The sequence below is a fragment of the Serratia bockelmannii genome, from assembly GCF_008011855.1.
Classification (GTDB): domain Bacteria; phylum Pseudomonadota; class Gammaproteobacteria; order Enterobacterales; family Enterobacteriaceae; genus Serratia; species Serratia bockelmannii.
In genome coordinates, this window is sequence record NZ_VOUX01000031.1 from 244737 (window position 1) to 259255 (window position 14519).

Consider the following 14519-nt stretch of genomic DNA (forward strand, 5'->3'; position numbering starts at 1 on the left):
CCTGATTACTGTCCGGCAGGCAAATAGGGAGAGGTGACGCCGGCGCGCTGCAGCTTTTCCTGATAATCCCGTTTGACGATATCCAGTGCTGCCAACGCGGTAGCCGGATCGATCTCGTTGCATTCCAGCAGGTAAATCAAGTCTACCGCCAGCTGCAGTTCGGGTGAGGCGTTTTCCAGAGACATAGCACCTGCGCTTATTAATTAATGGGATGAAAAACTCGTGTCTCGGCAGAGTATAGTGAACCCGGCGCGCAACCGGGAATAATCATTAAAATATTGTGATAAATCTTCAAAAACCGTTTTCTTTGCGCTCGATATTGCGCTCGATGCGCGCCAGCGCCTGACGGCAGCGCATCAGTCTCCCCTCCAGCGCCGCCAGCTCGTGCTGCAGCTTTTGCTGCGCCGCCAACGTGGTCTGGCGCCCCAGCAGGCTTTCCCGATCCTGAATCATGGCGATCAGCCGGCGTTCGTAGTCCTGGTGCTCGGCCAGCTTGTGGTACAGATCGGCCTCGGGGGCTTCTTTCGGCTGGTTCTTGCGCCGCAGCGCCTGGGTTGCCAGCTCGCGCTGCAGGGCAGAGATTTGAGCCACCAGTTTTTCGGCCAGAAAGGCCACCTGGCTGGTGCGGCTGTCGTTGGCGGCGCTTTGCAGCTGGGCGAAATTCTTCTCCACCTCGGCCAGGTAGTCGCGCAGCCGCGTGCCGCGGTTGGCGAACAGGGCGGCGTCGAAGCGCGCCTGCGGGATCGGGGCGTCGCCGCGCGGAGTGACTTCGGCCGCCAGCGCCGCGATCTGCTGCGCCAACACCTGTAATAGACGCTGAGTGCTCACATAAGCTCCCTCTTGATTTCAACAGGCGTAAGCTTGCCCGCGATGCCGCCCTGAAACAAGCGCCGCATGCATATTCCGCCGGCGCGGCGCCGATGCTACAGTAAGCCGCAACCGATTGAGGAGCGAAGAGCCGCATGAAGCGAGGGTTATTGATCATTTTGGGCTGGCTGGCGGTGGTGCTGGCGACGTTGGGTGTGGTGCTGCCGCTGTTGCCGACCACGCCGTTCCTGCTGTTGGCTGCCTGGTGCTTCGCCCGCTCTTCGCCGCGCTTTCATCACTGGCTGCTGTACCGTTCCTGGTTTGGCCCTTATCTGCGCCACTGGCAGCAGCATCGCGCGCTGCCGCCGGGAGCGAAGTGGAAGGCGGTGCTAGTGATCGTGCTGACCTTCGCCTGTTCGCTGTGGCTGGTGAAAATCTGGTGGGTGCGCGGTCTGTTGCTGCTGATGTTGGCTATTTTGCTGACCTTTATGCTGCGCCTGCCGGTTATTGACCTGTCGCAACAAAAACAGCGCTGATTGTGCCTTAAACTCCCCAATAGCTTTCAAGCCGCAGCTAGGCGACAAACGCAGGCATCCCCGGGAGCTTACTTAGGTAAGTGACCGGGGGGAATGCGCGCAGTCAACAACGCTGCGGGTTGAAAGATGCAGGGGATAGTTGCATTTGTCCGCCAGTTTGCATAGATTTGGGCGTTTTCGTGCGCGGATCGCCTGCCATTCCTTCTCCGGTGTGTTTCACCCAGAGGCGGCGGGTGAGCGGCGCGCCGGTTTTCAGGCAGCTTTATCAGGCAACAATTATGACCGCTACTGCGCAGCAGCTTCAGTTTATTAAAGACAGTATCAAAACCATCCCGGATTATCCGAAGCCGGGCATCCTGTTCCGCGACGTGACCAGCCTGCTGGAAAACCCGTTGGCCTACGCCGCCAGCATCGAGCTGCTGGTTGAGCGCTATCGCGAAGCGGGCGTGACCAAGGTAGTGGGTACCGAAGCGCGTGGTTTCCTGTTCGGTGCGCCCGTCGCGCTGGCGCTGGGCGTCGGTTTCGTGCCGGTGCGCAAACCGGGCAAACTGCCGCGTGCCACGCTCAGCGAAAGCTATGAGCTGGAGTACGGTACCGACAAGCTGGAGATCCACACCGACGCCATCACCGCGGGTGACAAAGTGCTGGTGGTGGACGATCTGCTGGCGACCGGCGGCACCATCGAAGCAACCACTAAACTGATCCGCCGTCTGGGCGGTGAAGTGAAAGACGCCGCGTTCATCATCAACCTGCCGGATCTGGGCGGGGAAGCGCGTCTGAACAAGCTGGGTATCGACTGCTACTGTCTGGTGGACTTCGCCGGCCATTGATGCGGCATCGCCCCTTGGGCACAACGGCCTCGCGGATCGCCGCGGGGCTGTGTTAGCATGACCCTCCAGATTACTCGACTTCTCCGGTATTAATGAGCTATCAGGTTCTCGCCCGTAAGTGGCGCCCTCAAACGTTCGCAGACGTGGTCGGCCAGGAACATGTCCTGACCGCGCTGGCCAACGGCCTCTCGCTGGGGCGGATCCATCACGCCTATCTGTTCTCGGGTACGCGCGGCGTGGGGAAAACCACCATCGCGCGCCTGCTGGCCAAAGGCCTGAACTGTGAAACCGGCATCACCGCCACGCCGTGCGGCCAATGCGACAACTGCCGCGAGATCGAGCAGGGGCGCTTCGTCGATCTGATCGAGATCGACGCCGCTTCCCGCACCAAGGTGGAAGATACCCGCGATCTGCTGGACAACGTTCAGTACGCGCCGGCGCGCGGCCGCTTCAAGGTCTACCTGATCGATGAAGTGCACATGCTCTCGCGCCACAGCTTCAACGCGTTGCTGAAGACGCTGGAAGAGCCGCCATCGCACGTGAAATTCCTGTTGGCCACCACCGATCCGCAAAAATTGCCGGTGACCATTCTTTCCCGCTGCCTGCAGTTTCACCTCAAAGCGCTGGACGTCGATCAGATCCGTCAGCAGCTGGAAACGGTGCTGACGGCGGAGCAGATCACCAGCGACGCCCGCGCGCTGCAACTGCTGGCGCGCGCCGCCGACGGCAGCATGCGCGATGCGCTGAGCCTGACCGATCAGGCGATCGCCATGGGGCAGGGGCAGGTGACCGCCGCCACCGTCAGCCAGATGCTCGGCACGCTCGATGACGAGCAGCCGCTGGCGATCCTCGAAGCGCTGGTCAGCGCCGACGGCGAAAAGGTGATGGCGCAGGTCGCGCAGGCCGCTTCGCGCGGCGTGGATTGGGAAAACCTGCTGGTGGAGACGCTGGCGTTGCTGCACCGCATTGCGATGGTGCAACTGCTGCCTTCGATGCTCGACAACCACTACGCCGCCGTGGAACAACGGCTGCGTGAGCTGGCGCGCACTCTGCCGCCGGCCGATGTGCAACTCTATTACCAAACGCTGTTGGTGGGCCGCAAAGAGCTGGCCTATGCGCCGGATCGTCGCATGGGGGTTGAGATGACCCTACTGCGTGCGCTGGCGTTTCACCCGAAAGCGGTGATCCCGGAGCCGGTGGCGTTGGTGCAGACCGCGCCGGCGCCGATGGCGCAACCGCAGCAGGCCACATCGCCACAGCCGCCGCAGTTTCAGGACGTGCCGCCCCCGTTAGGGCAGCCGGCCGCGCCGCAGCGACAATCATCGACCCCTTTACCGGATGCCACCGCCCAGCTGTTGAAAGCGCGGTCCCAGCTGCAACGGCAGCAGGGAGCATCCACACCAAAAAAGAATGAGCCGGCGGCGCCAGGAATAGCGCGGCCGGCAAACTCGGCGCTGGGGCGTTTGGCTTCCGTGACCGAGCGTAGCCAGCAGCGCCTGGCGGAGAAGAAGGTGCCGGAAAAACCGGCGAAGCCGGAAGCCTATCGCTGGCGCGCGCAGACCGAGCCGGAAGCGGCGCCGGAACCGTTGGCGACGCCGAAAGCGCTGCGCACGGCGTTGGAGCACGAGAAAACGCCGGAGCTGGCCGCCAAGCTGGTGGTGGAATCGCTGGAGCGCGACGCCTGGGCGGCGGAAATCGATAAGCTCAAGATCCCGAAACTGGTGCAGCAGCTGGCGTTGAACGCCTTCAAGCAGCAGCCGGAACCGGGCAAAATTAACCTCCATCTGCGGTCTTCGCAGCGCCATCTGAATTCGCCTTCGGCGCAGAAGACGCTGGCCGAAGCGCTCGGCGAGCTGTACGGCAGCCCGGTTGAGCTGACCGTGGTGGAGGACGATAATCCGGCGGAGCGCACCCCGCTGGAGTGGCGACAAGCCATCTATGAAGAAAAGCTGGCGCAGGCGCGCCAGTCCATCGTTGCGGATACCCATATCCAGACGCTGTGCCGGTTCTTCGACGCGGATCTGGATGAAGAGAGTATCCGCCCCCTTTAAACGCCGCGCGAGGTGCGCGGCCCTAGCGACGAGAGACGACTATGTTTGGTAAAGGCGGTCTGGGCAACCTGATGAAGCAAGCCCAGCAAATGCAAGAAAAAATGCAGCAGATGCAGGAAGAAGTCGCCAAATTGGAAGTGACCGGCGAGTCTGGCGCAGGCCTGGTGAAAGTCACCATCAACGGCGCACACAACTGCCGCCGCGTGGAGATCGATCCTAGCCTGATGGAAGATGACAAAGACATGCTGGAAGATCTGATCGCCGCCGCGTTTAACGACGCCGCGCGCCGCATCGAAGAGACTCAGAAAGAGAAAATGGCCTCCGTTTCCAGCGGCATGCAGTTGCCGCCTGGCTTCAAGATGCCGTTCTGATGCAAACCAGCCCGCTCCTTGAATCCCTGATGGAGGCGCTGCGCTGCCTGCCGGGCGTCGGCCCGAAATCGGCGCAGCGCATGGCGTTTCAATTGCTGCAGCGCGATCGCAGCGGCGGCATGCGCCTGGCGCAGGCGTTGACGCGCGCGATGTCGGAAATCGGCCACTGCGCCGACTGCCGCACCTTCACCGAGCAGGACATCTGCACCATCTGCGCCAATCCGCGCCGTCAGCAAAACGGCCAGATTTGTGTGGTGGAAAGCCCGGCGGATATTCACGCCATCGAGCAGACCGGCCAGTTCGCCGGGCGCTACTTTGTGCTGATGGGCCATCTGTCGCCGCTAGATGGCATCGGGCCGGGGGATATCGGTCTCGATCGCCTGGAGCAACGGCTGGAAAAGGAAAGCATCACCGAAGTGATCCTCGCCACCAACCCGACGGTGGAAGGGGAAGCGACTGCCAACTACATCGCCGAGATGTGCGGCCAGTATGGCGTGCTCGCCAGCCGCATCGCCCACGGCGTACCGGTGGGCGGCGAGCTGGAGATGGTCGACGGCACCACGCTGTCGCATTCGCTGGCCGGGCGTCACGCCATCAAGTTCTGATGTTTTCCCGGACGGGGCCACTCGGCCCCGTCGTTTTTTTGCCAAAAATTTCCCGCCGTCCGCTTGAAAAACAAGACCCTGACCCTCATCTGATCCTCATTGTTCGATTTTGGTAGCCATTGTCTTTTGAGGTAATCAATGAGTATGAAAGGTCAAGAAACCCGCGGGTTCCAGTCTGAAGTAAAACAGCTGCTTCATTTGATGATCCATTCGCTGTACTCCAACAAAGAAATTTTCCTGCGCGAGCTGATTTCCAACGCCTCTGACGCCGCCGACAAGCTGCGCTTCCGCGCCCTGTCCGCGCCAGAGCTGTATGCCGGCGACGGCGAGCTGCGCGTGCGCTTGTCCTTCGATAAAGAGCAGCGCACCCTGACCATCGCCGACAACGGTATCGGCATGCGCCGCGAAGAAGTGATCGAAAACCTCGGCACCATCGCCAAATCGGGCACCAAAGCGTTCCTGGAATCCATCGGTTCAGATCAGGCGAAAGACAGCCAGCTGATCGGCCAGTTCGGCGTCGGTTTCTACTCGGCGTTCATCGTGGCGGACAAAGTGACCGTGCGCACCCGCGCTGCCGGCGCCGCCGATGACGAAGGCGTGTTCTGGGAGTCCGCCGGTGAAGGCGACTACACCATCGCCGACATCACCAAAGAGACCCGCGGCACCGAAATCACCCTGCATCTGCGCGAAGGCGAAGATGAGTATCTCGACGCCTGGCGCTTGCGCTCGGTGATCGGCAAATATTCCGATCACATCGCCCTGCCGGTAGAGATCGAAAGCAAGAACGAAGAAGACGGCACCGTCACCTGGGAGAAGATCAACAAGGCGCAGGCCCTGTGGACCCGCAGCAAGGCTGACGTCACCGACGAAGAGTACAAAGAGTTCTACAAGCACATCGCCCATGATTTCACCGATCCGCTGAGCTGGAGCCATAACCGGGTGGAAGGCAAGCAGGAGTACACCAGCCTGCTGTATATCCCGGCGCAGGCGCCGTGGGACATGTGGAACCGCGATCACAAACACGGCCTGAAGCTGTACGTGCAGCGCGTGTTCATCATGGACGACGCCGAGCAGTTCATGCCGAACTACCTGCGCTTCGTGCGCGGCCTGATCGATTCCAACGATCTGCCGCTGAACGTGTCGCGCGAGATCCTGCAAGACAGCCGTGTGACGCAGAACCTGCGCGGTGCGCTGACCAAGCGTGTGCTGCAGATGCTGGATAAGCTGGCCAAAGACGACGCCGAAGGCTACCAGAAATTCTGGCAGCAGTTCGGTCTGGTGCTGAAAGAAGGCCCGGCGGAAGACAACGGCAACCAGGAAGCGATCGCCAAACTGCTGCGCTTCGCGACCACCCACGGCGACAGCTCGGCGCAGACCGTGTCGCTGGAAGAGTACGTCGGCCGCATGGCGGAAGGGCAGGAAAAGATTTACTACATCACCGCCGACAGCTACGCCGCCGCCAAGAGCAGCCCGCATCTGGAGCTGTTCCGCAAGAAAGGCATCGAAGTGTTGCTGTTGTCCGATCGCATCGACGAGTGGATGATGAGCTACCTGACCGAGTTCGACGGCAAGCCGTTCCAGTCGGTCAGCAAAGCGGATGAAACGCTGGATAAACTGGCGGATGAAACCGAAGAGCAGAAGGCGGCCGAGAAGCAGCTGGAACCGTTCATCGAACGCGTGAAAACCCTGCTGGGCGAGCGTGTGAAGGATGTACGCCTGACGCACCGCCTGACCGATACGCCGGCGATCGTGGTGACCGACGCCGACGAAATGAGCACCCAGATGGCCAAGCTGTTCGCCGCCGCCGGTCAGCAGGCGCCGGAAGTGAAGTACATTTTCGAGCTTAATCCCGAGCATGCACTGGTCAAACGAGCATCCGACGTGGGCGATAACGAACATTTCGCCGAATGGATCGACCTGTTATTGGATCAGGCGCTGCTGGCTGAACGCGGCACGCTGGAGGATCCGAACTTGTTCATCCGTCGCATGAATAAGTTGCTGTCCGCCTAAAAGCTGAAGATATGCGCCCTTAACGGCACCGTTAGGGGCGTATTTCCGGTTTTTCCCCGCTTTTTCTTGCCTTTTGTTCGTCCGTTTTTTTGCACATTCCGCAATCGATTTCCTTCGCGCGCCTTGAGCCTGCCCCCCCTGAAATGGTATCGTTGAGCGTTTTCGCAATTTTATAAAAACTACATAGCAAGGGGATTTACGCAATGCGTATCATTCTGCTGGGCGCTCCGGGCGCTGGTAAAGGTACTCAGGCTCAATTCATCATGGAGAAATACGGCATTCCGCAAATCTCCACCGGTGACATGTTGCGCGCAGCCGTGAAGGCCGGCAGTGAACTGGGCAAGCAGGCGAAAGAGATCATGGACGCCGGCAAGCTGGTGACCGATGAGCTGGTGATCGCGCTGGTCAAAGAGCGCATCACGCAGGAAGATTGCCGCAAGGGCTTCCTGCTGGACGGCTTCCCACGCACCATTCCGCAGGCTGACGCGATGAAAGAAGCCGGCATCAACGTGGACTTCGTGCTGGAGTTCGACGTGCCGGACGAGCTGATCGTTGACCGCATCGTTGGCCGCCGCGTACACGCGCCGTCCGGCCGCGTCTACCACGTGAAGTTCAACCCGCCGCAGGTGGAAGGCAAAGACGACGTGACCGGCGAAGAGCTGACCACGCGCAAGGACGATCAGGAAGAGACCGTGCGCAAGCGCCTGGTGGAATACCATCAGATGACTGCGCCGCTGATCTCTTACTACAGCAAAGAAGCGGCAGCGGGCAACACCCAATACCGCAAAATCGACGGCACCCGCAAGGTGGCCGAAGTGAGCGCAGAGCTGGCGACTATCCTCGGTTGATAGCAAGCGCATTGTGCATGACGCCGGGCCTGTGGTCCGGCGTTTTTTTTTGCCGTTTTCCCGCCAAATTGTGATCGCGGCAGCTTGTTGCGGCCGTGCCCGTTAATCGCCCGCGCCAAATGGCGTATAACAAGCCTGCGTTTTCACCCTCAGCAGGGAGCCGGGCATGCTCAGACAAACCAATCTTCTGGCGGAAGCCACCGCGCGCCAGATCGTCCAGCGGGCGATGGGCATCATCAGCCATTCCGTCAACGTGATGGACAGCAACGGCGTGATCATCGCCTCCGGCAACCCGCAGCGCCTGTTCCAGCGTCATGAAGGCGCGGTGCTGGCGCTGGCGGAGAACCGGGTGGTGGAAATCGACCGCGCCACCGCCGAACACCTGAAGGGCGTGCGGCCCGGCATCAACCTGCCGTTCAGCTTTCGCAATCAGCGGGTGGGGGTGATCGGCATCTCCGGCGAGCCGGCCGAGGTGCGCGCCTATGCCGAGCTGGTGAAGATGGCGGCGGAGATGATGGTGGAGCAGGCGGCGCTGCTGGATCAGCACCAGTGGGAAAAACGTTACCGGGAAGAGCTGGCGAATCAGCTGCTGCAACCGCAGCCGAACACCGCGTCGCTGGAGGCGATGGCGGCGTATCTGGGATTGGATCTGCGCCAGGCGCGCATCGTCTGGATCGTCGAGCTGCAAGAGGCGCAGCCGCACCTGCTGCGTGAGCTGTTGGCGGAGCTGGAGGCCACCCAGCGCGACGCGTTGATCGCCATTACCGGCTTCAATGAAATGACCCTGTTGCGCCCGGCCTGCATGGCTCAGGGCGAATGGAGTTTGAAGCTGGAGCGCCAGCAGGCGCAGCGTTTGCAAAACCAGCTAAAACACCGCTTTCGGGTGCGGCTGATCGTCGGCGGTTTTTATGACGATCCGCAAAGCGCCTACCGTTCCAGCCTGACGGCGCGTGCCACCCAGGCAATGGCGCAGCGCCTGAAACTGCGTCACGCCACGCTGTTCTACCACGACTATCCGCTGCCGTCGCTGCTGTGCGATCTCGGGGAGGACTGGCGAGCGCAAGAGCTGGGGCGCCCCTGGCGGACGCTGGGCGAACAGGATGAAAAAGGCGTGCTGCGCGCCACGCTGCGCCACTATTTTTCGCAGAATTGTGATCAGACGCAGGCCGCCGCGCAGCTGCATATTCACGTCAATACCCTGCGCTACCGCCTGCAGCGCATCGAAGCCATAACTGGCATGAAAATCAATCAATTAACCGACGCTCTGCGGTTGTATATCGGCATGCTGATGCACGACTGAGTTGTGCCAACCCACAAATTTCGCGCCGTTCCTTCGGCAATTTTTTGTTGTTTCCCCTCAGGTCAACGCCGGGCGCGCGGGATATGTTGGCCTGCACATCAACCACGGAGAAAACAACAATGACAACCGTATCCACTCTGGGAGCGCTGGTGGCGTTAGCCGTCGCCATCGTTCTGATTCTACGCAAGGTGCCGCCGGCTTACGGCATGATTGCCGGCGCGCTGGCGGGCGGGCTGTGCGGCGGCGCCGATCTGGTGCAGACCGTAACGCTGATGATCGGCGGGGCGCAGGGCATCACCAACGCCGTGATGCGCATTCTGGCGGCGGGGGTATTGGCCGGGGTGCTGATCGAATCCGGCGCGGCGCACACCATCGCCGAAACCATCGTGCGCAAAGTGGGCGAAACCCGCGCGCTGCTGGCGCTGGCGGTGGCTACACTGATCCTGACGGCGGTGGGGGTGTTTATCGATGTGGCGGTGATCACCGTCGCGCCGATCGCGCTGTCGATCGCCCAGAGGGCCGGCATTTCACGCGCGGCGATCCTGCTGGCGATGATCGGCGGCGGCAAGGCCGGCAACGTGATGTCTCCCAACCCGAACACCATCGCGGCGGCGGACAACTTCCACGTGCCGCTCACTTCGGTGATGATGGCCGGCATCGTGCCGGGGCTGTGCGGCCTGGTGGTGGCCTATCTGCTGGCGCGCCGCCTGAGCGATAAAGGCGGCAGGGTGATGGCTGAAGAGCTGACTCAGCATGCCGAAGGGGCGCGGCCGGGCTTCGCTGCGGCGATCAGCGCGCCGCTGGTGGCGATCCTGCTGCTGTCGCTGCGGCCGATCGCCGGTATCGCCGTCGATCCGTTGATCGCGCTGCCTGCTGGCGGGTTGGCGGGCGCGCTGCTGATGGGGCGCATCCGCCAGTGCAATCAGTTTATGGTTTCCGGCCTGTCGCGCATGGCGCCGGTGGCGATTATGCTGCTCGGCACCGGCACGCTGGCGGGCATTATCGCCAACTCGGCGCTGAAGGATGTCTTGATTAACGGTTTGACGCACACCGGGCTACCGGCCTGGCTGCTGGCGCCGCTGTCCGGCGCGCTGATGTCGATGGCGACCGCCTCGACCACCGCCGGCACCGCCGTGGCTTCCGGGGTGTTCAGCTCCACGCTGCTCGAGCTGGGGGTGAGCGGATTGGCCGGTGCGGCGATGATCCATGCGGGCGCCACGGTGCTGGATCACCTGCCGCACGGCAGCTTCTTCCACGCCACCGGTGGCAGCGTCAATATGGCGGTGCACGAGCGGCTGAAGCTGCTGCCGTATGAAACGCTGGTGGGGTTCACCATTGCGGCAATCTCGGCGCTGATGTTTGGCGTATTTAACCTGGCGGGATAAGGAACAGTGATGAAAACGCTGAAAAAAGTGGTTATTGCCCCGGATTCTTTCAAAGAGAGCCTGAGCGCGCTCGGCGTCGCTGACGCCATCGAGCGGGGATTCCGCCAAATTTACCCGCAGGCGCACTACGTGAAGCTGCCGATGGCGGACGGCGGCGAAGGCACAGTGGAGTCGATGGTGGCGGCCACCGGCGGCGAAATCGTCCAGGTGACGGTCACCGGACCGCTGGGGGAGCCGGTGTTGGGATTTTATGGCCTGCTGGGCGACGGCGAAACCGCGGTGATTGAAATGGCCGCCGCTTCCGGGCTGCATTTGGCGCCGCCCAACCGGCGCGATCCGCGCATCACCACCAGTTACGGCACCGGTGAGCTGATGCTGGCGGCGCTGGAGCGCGGCGTGAAGGCGATCATTCTCGGCATCGGCGGTAGCGCCACCAACGACGGCGGCGCTGGGATGATGCAGGCGCTGGGCGTTAAATTGCTGGATAAGGATCGCCGGCCGCTGCCGGTGGGCGGTGCGGCACTGGCGCAGCTGGCGCATCTCGATCTCGCCGGGCTGGACGCGCGTTGGCAACGGGTGAGCGTAACCGCCGCCTGCGACGTGGATAACCCGCTGTGCGGCGAAAAGGGCGCGTCGGCGGTGTTCGGGCCGCAGAAGGGGGCGACGCCGGAGATGGTGGCCCAGCTCGATGCGGCGCTGCATCACTATGGCGAACTGCTGGAGCGGGAAACCGGCCGCGCCGTGCTGACCCAGCCAGGGGCGGGCGCGGCGGGCGGCATGGGGGCGGCGCTGCTTGGCATGCTCGAAGCGCGCTTGCGGCCGGGCATCGAGATTGTCACCGAAACCCTGCGCCTGGATGAAGCGGTGCGCGATGCCGACTTGGTGATCACCGGCGAAGGGCGGCTGGACAGCCAGTCGATCCACGGCAAAACGCCGATCGGCGTGGCGCGAGTGGCCAAGCGTCACGGCGTGCCGGTGATCGCCATCGCCGGCAGCCTGACGCCGGATTATTCGGTGGTGCATCAACACGGCATCGATGCGGCGTTTTCGGTGCTCGATCGCATCGTGACGCTGGAAGACGCGCTGGCGGACGCTGATCGCAATCTGCAGGTGACGGCGCGCAACGTGGCGGCGGTATGGCAACTGGCGCAGGGGGGAAGCCCACAGGGATAGCCTGTTGCTGTTATCGGTTCCGACGCAGGACTTTTCCGTTACAATAGCCGGCATTAATGGCTGCTGACATCCCGACCCAGAACGGAATGCCGGCCGGAAAGGAAATGAGGGGAACTGAGATGAAGCAAGAGAAACACGGCGTATTGCTGGTGAACCTGGGCACACCAGATGCGCCGACCTCGTCGGCGGTCAAACGCTATCTGAAGGAATTCCTCAGTGACGATCGCGTGGTCGACACGGCGCCGCTGATCTGGTGGCCGATCCTCAACGGCGCGATCCTGCCGATCCGCTCGCCGCGCGTGGCGAAGCTCTATCAGTCGGTGTGGATGGAAGAAGGCTCGCCGCTGCTGGTATACAGCCGCCGCCAACAGCGGGCGCTGGCGGCGCGCATGCCGAATACGCCGGTGGAGCTGGGAATGAGCTACGGCTCGCCAAGTTTGGCGGAAGCCATCGACAAGCTGCTGGCGCAAGGTGTGACCAACCTGGTGGTGCTGCCGCTCTACCCGCAATACTCCTGTTCCACCAGCGCGGCGGTATGGGATGGCGTAGCGCGAGTGCTGAAAGGCTATCGCCGCTTGCCGTCGGTGGCCTTCATCCGCGATTACGCCGAACACCCGGCCTATATCGCCGCGCTGCAGCAAAGCGTGGAGCGCTCGTTCGCCGAGCACGGCCAGCCGGATCGGCTGGTGTTGTCGTTCCACGGCATCCCCAAACGCTATGCGCGCCTGGGCGACGACTACCCGCAGCGCTGCGAGGATACGCTGCGTGCGCTGAGCGCCACGCTGCCGCTGGCGCCGGAGCGCGTGATGATGACGTACCAATCGCGCTTTGGCCGCGAGCCGTGGCTGACGCCATACACCGATGAGACCCTGAAGGGGCTGCCGGCGCAGGGCGTGAAGCACATTCAGCTGATTTGCCCCGGTTTCTCGGCGGACTGCCTGGAAACGCTGGAAGAGATCAAAGAACAGAACCGCGAGATCTTCCTCAAGGCCGGCGGCGAGAAGTTTGAATATATCTCGGCGTTGAACGACGAGCCGGCGCATATCGATATGATGCAGCAGCTGGTGGCGCAGCGCCTGTAATCATCCATAATCTGTCTATTAGATGCATCGTGATCGGGCGGGGATGTGTTAACATTCTCCGCTTGTTAAACCGTCACCACCGCCAATCACATGAAATTTCCTGGTAAACGCAAGTCCAAACACTATTTCCCGGTGAGCGCCCGCGATCCGCTTCTGCAGCAGGCTCAGCCCGAAAGTGAAATCAGCACCTCGTATATCGTCGGCATCGATCAGACGCTGGTGGATATTGAGGCGAAAGTGGACGACGCTTTTGTCCAGCGCTACGGCCTGAGCCTGGGCCACTCTCTGGTGATCGAAGACGACGTCGCCGAGGCGCTGTATCAGGAACTGAACGAAAACAACCTGGTTACCCATCAGTTCGCCGGCGGCACCATCGGTAACACCATGCACAACTATTCGGTGCTGGCGGACGATCGCTCGGTGCTGCTCGGCGTGATGTGCAGCAACGTGAAAATCGGCAGCTACGCCTACCGTTACCTGTGCAATACCTCCAGCCGTACCGATCTCAACTATCTGCAGGGCGTAGACGGCGCCATCGGCCGCTGCTTCACGCTGATCGGGGAAAGCGGCGAGCGCACCTTCGCCATCAACCCTGGCCAAATGAACCAGCTGCGCCCGGAAAGCATTCCTGAAGAGGTGATCGCCGGCGCGTCGGCGCTGGTGCTGAGCTCTTATCTGGTGCGCTGTAAGGAGGGGGAGCCGATGAAGGCCGCCACCCTGCAGGCGATCGAATATGCCAAAAAACACGACGTGCCGGTGGTGTTGACGCTGGGCACCAAGTACGTGATCGCCGACAACCCGCAGTGGTGGCGCGACTTCCTGAAGGAAAACGTGACGATTCTGGCGATGAATGAAGACGAAGCGCTGGAGCTGACCGGGCTGAGCGATCCGCTGACCGCCTCGGACATGGCGCTGGAGTGGGTGGATCTGGTGCTGTGCACCGCCGGGCCGAACGGCCTGTATATGGCGGGTTACACCGAAGAAGCCAACAAGCGCCAGACTCAGCACCCGCTGCTGCCGGGGCATATCGCCGAGTTCAACCGCTACGAATTCAGCCGCGCTATGCGCCGCGAGCACTGTGAACATCCGCTGCGCGTTTATTCGCACATCGCGCCTTATATGGGCGGCCCCGAGAGGATCATGAACACCAACGGCGCCGGCGACGGCGCGCTGTCGGCGTTGCTGCACGATATCGCCGCCAACGGCTATCACCGCCACAACGTGCCGAATTCCAGCAAGCACGTGCGCAGTTACCTGACATACTCCTCATTGGCGCAGGTGTGCAAATACGCCAACCGCGTCAGCTACCAGGTGTTGAACCAGCATTCGCCACGACTCACTCGCGGCCTGCCGGAGCGCGAAGACAGCCTGGAAGAGTCTTACTGGGAGCGTTAACCCGCTGAAAAAGAAAAGGTCCGGCAATGCCGGACCTTTTTTTATGCGCTGACCCGTCCTGAATAGCGTTGACACATTTTACTCACGCACAGAGGAAAATGTGATGAACCAGTATATTAAACGCAC

General features: G+C 61.8%; 14 protein-coding genes and 1 other annotated feature. Of the genes, 12 read left to right on the forward strand and 2 right to left on the reverse strand.

Annotated elements, in window-relative coordinates; all coding sequences use genetic code 11:
- Positions 1 to 5 precede the first annotated feature (5 nt).
- Complete coding sequence (gene rsmS, locus FOT55_RS15575) at positions 6 to 185, reverse strand: pleiotropic regulatory protein RsmS (RefSeq protein ID WP_016928837.1); 180 nt, start codon at positions 183 to 185, stop codon at positions 6 to 8.
- Positions 186 to 291: 106 nt separating this feature from the next.
- The gene (gene priC, locus FOT55_RS15580; protein WP_141970581.1) at positions 292 to 828 is read right to left on the reverse strand and encodes a primosomal replication protein PriC; all 537 of its coding nucleotides are present in this window, start codon (positions 826 to 828) and stop codon (positions 292 to 294) included.
- Positions 829 to 962: 134 nt separating this feature from the next.
- Between priC and FOT55_RS15585 the strand changes: the two genes are divergently transcribed.
- From FOT55_RS15585 to FOT55_RS15640, 12 genes are all read left to right on the forward strand, one after another.
- Positions 963 to 1343, forward strand: a complete 381-nt coding sequence (locus tag FOT55_RS15585) for a DUF454 family protein (protein WP_043135674.1) — start codon at positions 963 to 965, stop codon at positions 1341 to 1343.
- A gap of 278 nt (positions 1344 to 1621) precedes the next feature.
- Positions 1622 to 2173: an adenine phosphoribosyltransferase gene (apt, locus tag FOT55_RS15590; protein WP_019454166.1), complete on the forward strand. Its 552-nt coding sequence runs from the start codon at positions 1622 to 1624 to the stop codon at positions 2171 to 2173.
- Positions 2174 to 2265: 92 nt separating this feature from the next.
- The gene (dnaX, locus tag FOT55_RS15595) at positions 2266 to 4224 is read left to right on the forward strand and encodes a DNA polymerase III subunit gamma/tau (RefSeq protein WP_060432561.1); all 1959 of its coding nucleotides are present in this window, start codon (positions 2266 to 2268) and stop codon (positions 4222 to 4224) included.
- Positions 3557 to 3621, forward strand: a sequence feature (DnaX frameshifting element). It overlaps the preceding gene by 65 nt.
- 41 nt (positions 4225 to 4265) lie before the next feature.
- Positions 4266 to 4595, forward strand: a complete 330-nt coding sequence (locus FOT55_RS15600) for a YbaB/EbfC family nucleoid-associated protein (protein ID WP_025301790.1) — start codon at positions 4266 to 4268, stop codon at positions 4593 to 4595.
- Positions 4595 to 5200 (forward strand): recombination mediator RecR, encoded by a 606-nt coding sequence (recR, locus tag FOT55_RS15605; protein WP_025301791.1) that lies wholly within the window; start codon positions 4595 to 4597, stop codon positions 5198 to 5200. The genes FOT55_RS15600 and recR overlap by 1 nt, the downstream gene beginning before the upstream one ends.
- A gap of 144 nt (positions 5201 to 5344) precedes the next feature.
- Positions 5345 to 7210, forward strand: coding sequence for a molecular chaperone HtpG (gene htpG / locus FOT55_RS15610; protein ID WP_038628970.1), 1866 nt, complete (start codon positions 5345 to 5347; stop codon positions 7208 to 7210).
- A gap of 203 nt (positions 7211 to 7413) precedes the next feature.
- Positions 7414 to 8058 carry an adenylate kinase gene (adk, locus tag FOT55_RS15615; protein WP_025301793.1) on the forward strand — a complete coding sequence of 215 codons (645 nt, stop codon included), beginning with the start codon at positions 7414 to 7416 and terminating at the stop codon, positions 8056 to 8058.
- A 166-nt stretch (positions 8059 to 8224) separates the two neighbouring features.
- Positions 8225 to 9358, forward strand: coding sequence for a sugar diacid recognition domain-containing protein (locus tag FOT55_RS15620; protein WP_025301794.1), 1134 nt, complete (start codon positions 8225 to 8227; stop codon positions 9356 to 9358).
- Between the two features lie 119 nt (positions 9359 to 9477).
- Positions 9478 to 10743, forward strand: a complete 1266-nt coding sequence (locus tag FOT55_RS15625; RefSeq protein ID WP_025301795.1) for a GntP family permease — start codon at positions 9478 to 9480, stop codon at positions 10741 to 10743.
- 9 nt (positions 10744 to 10752) lie between these two features.
- The gene (locus FOT55_RS15630; protein WP_025301796.1) at positions 10753 to 11916 is read left to right on the forward strand and encodes a glycerate kinase; all 1164 of its coding nucleotides are present in this window, start codon (positions 10753 to 10755) and stop codon (positions 11914 to 11916) included.
- Positions 11917 to 12035: 119 nt separating this feature from the next.
- Positions 12036 to 12998, forward strand: a complete 963-nt coding sequence (hemH, locus tag FOT55_RS15635; RefSeq protein WP_004940253.1) for a ferrochelatase — start codon at positions 12036 to 12038, stop codon at positions 12996 to 12998.
- A 90-nt stretch (positions 12999 to 13088) separates the two neighbouring features.
- Complete coding sequence (locus tag FOT55_RS15640) at positions 13089 to 14393, forward strand: inosine/guanosine kinase (protein ID WP_060432564.1); 1305 nt, start codon at positions 13089 to 13091, stop codon at positions 14391 to 14393.
- Positions 14394 to 14519: the final 126 nt, after the last annotated feature.

What these genes read in the sequence shown, in the direction of transcription:
- adk (WP_025301793.1), top strand. Translation starts at nt 7,414, where the DNA reads ATGCGTATCATTCTGCTGGGCGCTCCGGGCGCTGGTAAAGGTACTCAG.
- FOT55_RS15630 (WP_025301796.1), top strand. Translation starts at nt 10,753, where the DNA reads ATGAAAACGCTGAAAAAAGTGGTTATTGCCCCGGATTCTTTCAAAGAG.
- hemH (WP_004940253.1), top strand. Translation starts at nt 12,036, where the DNA reads ATGAAGCAAGAGAAACACGGCGTATTGCTGGTGAACCTGGGCACACCA.
- htpG (WP_038628970.1), top strand. Translation starts at nt 5,345, where the DNA reads ATGAAAGGTCAAGAAACCCGCGGGTTCCAGTCTGAAGTAAAACAGCTG.
- rsmS (WP_016928837.1), bottom strand. Translation starts at nt 185, where the DNA reads ATGTCTCTGGAAAACGCCTCACCCGAACTGCAGCTGGCGGTAGACTTG.
- FOT55_RS15585 (WP_043135674.1), top strand. Translation starts at nt 963, where the DNA reads ATGAAGCGAGGGTTATTGATCATTTTGGGCTGGCTGGCGGTGGTGCTG.
- FOT55_RS15620 (WP_025301794.1), top strand. Translation starts at nt 8,225, where the DNA reads ATGCTCAGACAAACCAATCTTCTGGCGGAAGCCACCGCGCGCCAGATC.
- FOT55_RS15600 (WP_025301790.1), top strand. Translation starts at nt 4,266, where the DNA reads ATGTTTGGTAAAGGCGGTCTGGGCAACCTGATGAAGCAAGCCCAGCAA.
- recR (WP_025301791.1), top strand. Translation starts at nt 4,595, where the DNA reads ATGCAAACCAGCCCGCTCCTTGAATCCCTGATGGAGGCGCTGCGCTGC.
- apt (WP_019454166.1), top strand. Translation starts at nt 1,622, where the DNA reads ATGACCGCTACTGCGCAGCAGCTTCAGTTTATTAAAGACAGTATCAAA.
- FOT55_RS15625 (WP_025301795.1), top strand. Translation starts at nt 9,478, where the DNA reads ATGACAACCGTATCCACTCTGGGAGCGCTGGTGGCGTTAGCCGTCGCC.
- dnaX (WP_060432561.1), top strand. Translation starts at nt 2,266, where the DNA reads ATGAGCTATCAGGTTCTCGCCCGTAAGTGGCGCCCTCAAACGTTCGCA.
- FOT55_RS15640 (WP_060432564.1), top strand. Translation starts at nt 13,089, where the DNA reads ATGAAATTTCCTGGTAAACGCAAGTCCAAACACTATTTCCCGGTGAGC.